Raw genomic sequence first — 1,135 nt, 5'->3', positions numbered from 1 at the left:
CTAGTGTCCTGAGTCAGAAATTCGTCGGCAGTAGTTGGCGATGCTGCTCAGGATGTCGTCGGCGGTCTTGGTCCAGACGTAGGGCTTGGGGTTGTCGTTCCAAGTCTTGATCCAGGACCGGATGTCGGCGTTGAGCGCAGACACCGAGCGGTGCGCTGAGCGCTGCAGCTTCTTGGTGGTCAGCTCGGCGAACCAGCGTTCGACGAGGTTGAGCCACGAGCTGCTGGTCGGGGTGAAGTGCAGGACGAACCGGGGGTGCGCGGCCAACCAGCGCTTGATCGCCGGGGTCTTGTGGGTCGAGGCGTTGTCCAGGACCAGGTGGACCTCGAGGTCGTCGGGCACCTCGGCGTCGATCTTGCGCAGGAACTTGCCGAACTCGACCGCACGGTGGCGCGAGTGCAGTGAGCCGATGACCTTGCCGGTGGCCAGGTCGAGCGCGGCGTAGAGGCTCGAGGTGCCGTGACGGACGTAGTCGTGGCTGGCCCGCTCGGGGGTGCCGGGCAGCATCGGGAAGGTCGGGGCGGTGCGGTCGAGCGCCTGGACCTGGGTCTTCTCGTCCACACACAGCACCAGCGCCCGCTCGGGTGGGTCGAGGTAGAGCCCGACGATGTCGCGGACCTTGTCGGTGAACTGCGGGTCTTTCGACAGCTTCCAGGTCTCGGTCTTGTGCGGGGCCAGCCCGAACGCCCGCCAGACCCGCGAGACCGTCGACTGCGACATCCCCAGGTGCGCGGCCATCGACCGGGTCGACCAGTGCGTCGCGTCCTTCGGCGCGGACTCCAGGGTCTTCGTGATCAGTTGTTCGACCTCGGCGTCGGAGACCGACCGCGGCCGGCCCGGCCGCGGTTCGTCGACCAACCCGTCGAGACGGGCCTCGACGAACCGATCCCGCCACCGCCGCACCGTGCCGCGATCGAGCTCGAAGCGCGCAGCGATCTCGGTGTTGGAGCCGCCCTCGGCCGCGGCCAGCACGATCCGGCTGCGCATCGCCAACCCGGCCGCACTGGTCCGCCGCCGCGACCACGACAGCAACTGCTCGCGCTCATCATCGGACAGATCGATCGGCAACGGCTGTGGTCCACGAGCCATACCCCACACTAACAACCGGCGCGGAACTTTCGACTCAGGACACTAG

The 1,135-nt window shown here is 67.6% G+C and carries 1 protein-coding gene; it reads right to left on the bottom strand.

From position 1 onward, the window contains the following. The gene (locus tag WCD41_RS31015) at positions 1-1,089 is read right to left on the bottom strand and encodes an IS630 family transposase (protein WP_337719122.1); all 1,089 of its coding nucleotides are present in this window, start codon (positions 1,087-1,089) and stop codon (positions 1-3) included. Positions 1,090-1,135 lie beyond the last annotated feature (46 nt).

Origin of the sequence: Actinomycetospora aeridis, from assembly GCF_037400275.1 — a bacterium.
Lineage (GTDB): Bacteria > Actinomycetota > Actinomycetes > Mycobacteriales > Pseudonocardiaceae > Actinomycetospora > Actinomycetospora aeridis.
This window is presented reverse-complemented; position numbering and strand designations above follow the sequence as displayed.

Coding starts and splice junctions, on each gene's coding strand:
- WCD41_RS31015 (WP_337719122.1), bottom strand. CDS start 1,089: ATGGCTCGTGGACCACAGCCGTTGCCGATCGATCTGTCCGATGATGAG.